Below are 6,226 nucleotides of genomic sequence, written 5' to 3' on the forward strand. Positions count from 1 at the left end.
GGCTCAAGCTGTAGATAACAAAATCGCTGCACTTCCAGCAGCAAATGCGTTGACTTTGGCTGACGAAACTGCAGTACAAGCAGCGCGTGCAGATTACGCTGCATTGACAGCAGCTCAAAAAGCTCTGGTAACAAAAGAGGCTGATTTGCAAACTGCAGAAGCAAAAATCGCTGAACTGAAAGCAAATGTTCAAGCAGTAGCAACTGAAAAAGCAGCTCTAGATCTGGGCGACACCAGTGCTGTAACTGCAAACTTGACTCTTCCTACAGCTGCTAACGGAGTAACTATTACATGGGCTTCTAGCGATGCTACAGTTGTAGCTGCAGATGGTACAGTTGTACGTCCGGCTAATGGTTCCGGCGACGCAACTGTGACATTGACAGCTACTCTGACTAAGGGTACTGCAACTGATACTAAACAATTTACAGTTGTAGTTAAAGAAACTCCTTAATAAAATCACGAAACGTTACTTCATAAACTCATCTGAGTGAAAGAAGTGGAGAACGACCCCTAGACAACTTTCATAGCGGTCTAGGGGTTTTCTCTAACTATCTTGTCAAATAGATTGGTGCAATTCCAATCCGTGAGAACAGCCTATGACTCATGTGCCTAATCCTCCTGCACGAAAAAGCAGTCCTATACTAACTGCTTCCCGTGAAGTCAGGTGAAGTCGTACTTGTTGAGATGCAAGGCGGGGCTCCTTAAAAGCTGGTTATGGTCAGGCGACGAATCCATGGTGACCCAATACGAGATAGCTGTTGTTAGGTAATGAAGCGCTAGGGGTTTAACAACAGTCGCTGTACTCGAGATCGTACAGACGAAACAGGAACAATTCAGGCTGTTAAACCTGTTTTTCTCGTATTGTATAGTGGGGACCTAAGGTCAGCAAAACAAGGGATAGACAAGGTGGAACGTTTGAAGTCTTATCAGAAGAGGTGGGTTAGCACCAGTGAGGCTGATAAGATGGCGGCGGGTTCGTAGTAGTGTGGATGGCTTGCCGTTTGTACCCGTAGTGGTGACACAGGCGGGGAGGAGAAAAACTGGCCGGAGCGAAGGAACCCAGTCAGCGGATAAGAAGGATGCGAGAACTTACAATGGGCGTTGTAGTTTCTCAAGTCTACAAATGAACGATTTCCAAAAAGGATTGCAGAGAGATCATTTCTGCAGTCCTTTTTTGCGTTTTATCCTGCTTTAAGAGCGGCTGCCAGTATAGCTCCTTAAGATGATTACGTTTGTGAGAATTTTGTGAGAAGCATTTGATAGGATGAAGATGCCCATTGTAAGACGTAACATTCCCTTCTTCGCTGATGGAACGCCGTATGCGATGAAAGTCGCCCGTACGGTGTAGGCTCGTTATAACCCCAAATTTCAAACGGGATAAGACGAGAATAGCGAGATTGTCTGGAATGCGAAGGAAGTAGTAAAAGGTATGGCACCAACCGGTGGTAGAGAAGAGACGAATCAGTTGGAAATTTTAACAGGTGCAAGTAAAGACGGAAGGATTCAGGTAGTATTTGATGATGGTCAGATTCGAAAAGACATTGTTCAATCGGTGAACATGAATGACAGTACCTCAACGATCTTTTTCCAGCTATATGATGCGATTTATCAAGAATTAAAAGCGGATTATAATATTACAGGAAGTGGTATGACTATTTATATTAACGAACCAACACAAGAGGCAGACAAAGATATTACCATCACGTTAGAAGATCTAGACGCGACGGGTGTCACTGGAGTAGGTTCAGAATGGAGAAAGGGAGTTGCTGGTACAGGCGGAGTAGCTGAGGTGAATGAACTTGAAATTTCTGATGCTGGTTCTGGCTCGAAGGATTTGAGTGTTAACTTTACAGATGGAAACTATTTGAATGAGACGGCGACTGTTATCCTTCAAGGTACAGAAACATCTGCTGAAATTGCAGACAAAATTGCATCTGCTTTTCAAGCACTCGAAAATGGAAAAGGGATATTCCGTCAGAATATCACGGTTTCTGGCCCGAAAGTAACATTTACGTCTACGAAAACAGTAGCAGACCAAAATATTACAATTACAGTTACCAGTAATTAGTTTTCAATCAGAAGCTTTTAAATCCTTAAGGCTTCACAAGAGTCTGCCTCACAGAGGCAGGCTCTTTCTTTCGGTAACAAGGTAAGCGAAATGAGTGCCCAACTCCCTTGAGTACTTTAGGTCCAATGCCTCTCCCGCAGCAATACGCTATGCCATTATGATATAAAAATAAAAAGCCTTCCTATCCCGTAGCAAATCACAGGGATTAGAAGGCGATTTGACTTACACTTTCCCAATCAACGTACTAATTTCTCTCTCATACCCATATCGCTTGAAAAACTCGATCAATGCAACAGCGAATATATCTCTCTGACTAATATTTTTTTCCTTACTGTATTCGCGAACCATTTGATCGAGTGTATTTGTCATATGAACGGATTTCGTAACAAAGACTCCAGGTACAGCATATCGAGGAACTTTACCTGATTCTGACCCAGGGACGATCAGATCGATTAAACGACCCCTGTTACGCTCTAAAAGCTCGAGTAGGGAAAGATACTGATCCATCTGGTTCGGAGCCGTAAGACCAGTTCTAGTCGCTACAAAAGGCTCCTCAAGTTCTTCCATCGGGATATCCATAGAAGAATTTGATCCTGCTTCCTTATAGATCATTTCCGTATCGGCCAGTTTCCCATATTCCTTCACATAGTTCTTCGTATCAGAACACCACCTATATCCTTTTGCCTTCATATATGTTGCCAGCTCCCGATGATCCTGAAAGCCCATACGTTTGGCAATCGTCTTCGCATCTGCTCCAGCTTTCTGAAAGAGCGAAAGAATCGTTGATTCCATCGAAGACTTCATTAAATCCTTGCTTGGGTCCCACTTCTCGGTACTTGTATGTATAGGTACATAGGCTTGTTTATAACGATCCCACATAAAGTTCTTGCGACGCATGTAAATATCTAACGTCTTGTAATTCTTATGTCCGAATTCCTGCGCTATCTCATCTCTCGTTTTTCCCTCAACCATGCCGCGTAATATCTCATTGACTCGTTCGTCATAGATTGGTTTTTTCTCTGTCCGTGTATCCACATGTAACACTCCTATTTCTCTCTCTTTAAAAAAGTGTTTGGATATTTTATACACTCACCTACAAATGGCTGATAGCATCTCGCAGCTGATCTAAATTGGTGTGTGTATAAACACTGGTTACGTTCAAAGATGAATGTCCTAGAAGTTTTTGTATTTGAACCAGATTAACATCCTTTTTGACTAGTTGACTTGCAAAGCTGTGGCGGAGGATATGCGCCGTCACTTTCTTGCTCCATCCTAATCGTTTGACTGCTTCTGTAATTTCGCGATTAACGTAGACCGGAGAAAGTTTACCCGTTTTTTTTGTACAAAAAAAACGATTGGAATCAGAATCAGGTCGATGATGAAGTACATATTCTTTCAACACCGGTAGTAAACGAGGGGAGATGGGAATAAACCGATCCTTGTTTCCCTTACCCGCCACCACATGAATTACTTGTTGATCCCATTTCACTTCATCGACTTTCAGGTTGAGACACTCTGAAATTCGCATACCAGTCATGTATAAAACCATGACGACGAGTCTAATGAGTGGGTGATCAATTTCATTAACCAACTCGTCTACCTCTGCTTCTTCCAAATATGTTCTTTCTTTTTGCTGTACCTTTATTTTCTCAACGGACAATGCAATATTCCGGGGGACCCATTCTTTTTTCTGAGCATAAGCAAAGAATGAACGGAAAGTATGAAGGTTTCGTTGTCTGCTAGCAGGTGCATAGGCACGTTCTGTCTTAAGATATAGAAGAAAATCTTCAATATCCGTTACCAATACTTCGTCGATGTATGGTTCGCAGTTGTATTTGCTTTCCAGGAAACGGGTGAAGTATGACAAATCCTTTTTATACCCCGTAATCGTTTGTTCACTCCGGCCAATTGAAGACAGGTATTGCAAGAAAATATCTATCGCTTGAGTTAAGACCATTTGTCTCAAAACACCACCATAAATGCCAGTGTACTCAAGTAAAAAGAGTACCTGTAAGGTAAGGGCAATACTTTAAGTATAACCGTTTTTTGGATATTTAAATACAATAAAACAAAGTGTTTTGTCATTGAAAATATTATAACTTTTCAGCTACATTCAATCGAAAATGAAAGGGGCTAGCGCATGACTACGTTAGTCCCTTCCAGCATTTGCAACGGATTACAAATATTTTTATAACGGTTCAAAAAAAGACCCCGTACACATTTCTGCGTATGGGGTGCTTTTTCAACTTCCCTTGCTCTTTTGATAGAGCTTATGAAGTAATATTTCTATTACTGAGTAACAACGATGTTAGCTGGAACGGACAAAACGTTTCCTGCAGCATCTTTTACATCGATCGAAGTCAATGCTTTCAGAGAGATACCTTTTTTGATTTTGTCTGCATCAACTTCTGCAATTGTTACTTTAGCAGTATTTGTTGCAGTTGCATCAACAGCAGCATCTACATTCTCAGCTGTAGCTTGAGATTTACCTTCAATCAATACTTCGAAATCAACTTCTGTTCCACCCACAACAGCTTCAGAGAATGTCAAAGTGATTTCTTTTGTTCCAGTCAACTTAGCAGAAGTTACAACTGGAGCAACGTTCTCTTTCAGTTCGACTGTGTTAATGTGGAATGGCTCCATCACTTTAGTAGAACCAAGAGCTTTTACATCAGAGATGTTGATGTTGCGAGTACCAGTGAATTCGTTAGAACCAGCTTTCAGGTTCAGAACAGCAACTTGAGTAGTTGCTCCATTTGCAGTTACTGCTGGCAGCAATATTACAGATTCAACAACAGCGCCGTCAATTTTGTAGTTAGCTGCATTCGTAGCAGAAGCTCCGTCTACTGCTTGGTCAAAAGTAACTTTTACTTTGTTGTTATCAGTACCTTGCTCAACAGCAGTTACTTTCACAACTGCATCACTAGCTGGCACACCATCTTTACCACGGGTAAATGTCGCTTTAGCATCTTCTACAGCTACATCTGCAGCGCTAGTTACACCAGTGAACTTCAGGTCGAGGTTGTATGTAGCACCCTCAACATCAGTAGCTACGTCACCCAAGAGAGCATCGAGGTTTACGCGAACTACTTTCTTGTTAGTTGCATCTTGTTTAACATCTGTTTCAGTTGCAGTGATTGTGTTCGTGATATGGTCTTTTACGAAAGTACCAGTACCATTTACTTTACCAGTAGCAACTTTAACATCTTTATCAAATGTCAGTTCAAGATATTGCTTGCTATCAGTAGCATCTACCACTACATTAGAAGAAGCAACTTTTGGAGCTGCTGCATCTTTTGTGAACACTACAACTTTGCTAGTGTCTGCACCAACTTCACCGCTGAGGTCATTGAAGCCTTTTACAGTGATTGTTTTAGCACCATCAAGTACAGCTGGAGCAGTTACAGTGTAGAGAGTAGAATCGGTCGCATTCTTTACAACTTTATCAGCTGCAACATCAACTCCATCGATGGAGATTGTTGGGTTTGCAGAAAGTTGCTCAGAGAACTTAACAGTGAAAGTATCTGCACCTGTTTGTGCGATAGCAGAAACTGTTGGAGCTACTCCGTCCAAAGCACCTTTAACCATAGTTACAGTTGCAGGGTTTGGAGTAAGCAGGTTGCTCGCAGTATCTTGCGCACCAATTACTGTTGCAATAACTGTTTTGCCAGCTGCGATATTAGAAGTCAAAGTGAAAGTCACTTTGTCAGTTGTAGTGGTAAAGTTATGAGTAACATGACCATCTGCAACTGGAGTACCGTCAGCATATTTGTATGTTACAGTACCGATTTGTTTAATTGGTTCAGAGAATGTAACAGTGAAAGTGCTAGCGGAATCTTTTACAGTGGAAACGATAGCTGGAGCAGTAGTGTCAGCAGCGAATGTTACAACTTCATCGTATTTAGCGAAAGCAGAGCCATCTTTAGCTTTGATGCCATCGATAACTACGTTGTAACGCTTAGAAACTGCATTTGCTGTAGTCACAGTCAAAGTTTTGCCGTCTTCGCTCAGTTTACCGGACAGAGCACCAGCGTCAACGCTATCAATTGTTTTCATTGCTACAACATTAGCAAGGAAAGCACCGTTTGCATCAAACAAAGATGTTCCATCAACTTCTTTGTTGAATTTAACTTCAACAGTTGTACCGTTAATAGCACT

Annotated in this window: 5 protein-coding genes; 2 read left to right on the forward strand and 3 right to left on the reverse strand. The window is 41.7% G+C overall.

What is annotated here, in order from left to right; all coding sequences use genetic code 11:
• Both KB186_RS28115 and KB186_RS28120 read left to right on the forward strand, forming a co-directional pair.
• A partial coding sequence (locus KB186_RS28115) for an immunoglobulin-like domain-containing protein (protein WP_370646721.1) occupies window positions 1-451 on the forward strand: 451 nt, incomplete at its 5' end.
• A gap of 978 nt (window positions 452-1,429) precedes the next feature.
• Window positions 1,430-2,068 (forward strand): hypothetical protein, encoded by a 639-nt coding sequence (locus KB186_RS28120; protein ID WP_232774844.1) that lies wholly within the window; start codon window positions 1,430-1,432, stop codon window positions 2,066-2,068.
• A 222-nt stretch (window positions 2,069-2,290) separates the two neighbouring features.
• Here the strand turns inward: KB186_RS28120 and KB186_RS28125 are convergent, their stop codons facing one another.
• From KB186_RS28125 to KB186_RS28135, 3 genes are all read right to left on the reverse strand, one after another.
• Window positions 2,291-3,103, reverse strand: coding sequence for a hypothetical protein (locus KB186_RS28125; protein ID WP_232774845.1), 813 nt, complete (start codon window positions 3,101-3,103; stop codon window positions 2,291-2,293).
• A 58-nt stretch (window positions 3,104-3,161) separates the two neighbouring features.
• Window positions 3,162-4,025 carry a tyrosine-type recombinase/integrase gene (locus KB186_RS28130; RefSeq protein ID WP_232774848.1) on the reverse strand — a complete coding sequence of 288 codons (864 nt, stop codon included), beginning with the start codon at window positions 4,023-4,025 and terminating at the stop codon, window positions 3,162-3,164.
• A 332-nt stretch (window positions 4,026-4,357) separates the two neighbouring features.
• A partial coding sequence (locus KB186_RS28135) for a hypothetical protein (protein ID WP_232774846.1) occupies window positions 4,358-6,226 on the reverse strand: 1,869 nt, incomplete at its 5' end.

Source organism: Brevibacillus sp. AF8 (assembly GCF_021270385.1).
In the GTDB taxonomy this organism is placed as follows: Bacteria; Bacillota; Bacilli; order Brevibacillales; family Brevibacillaceae; genus Brevibacillus.

Excerpts from the sequence above, each read along its gene's own strand:
- KB186_RS28120 (WP_232774844.1), top strand. The coding sequence starts at position 1,430 with ATGGCACCAACCGGTGGTAGAGAAGAGACGAATCAGTTGGAAATTTTA.
- KB186_RS28130 (WP_232774848.1), bottom strand. The coding sequence starts at position 4,025 with ATGGTCTTAACTCAAGCGATAGATATTTTCTTGCAATACCTGTCTTCA.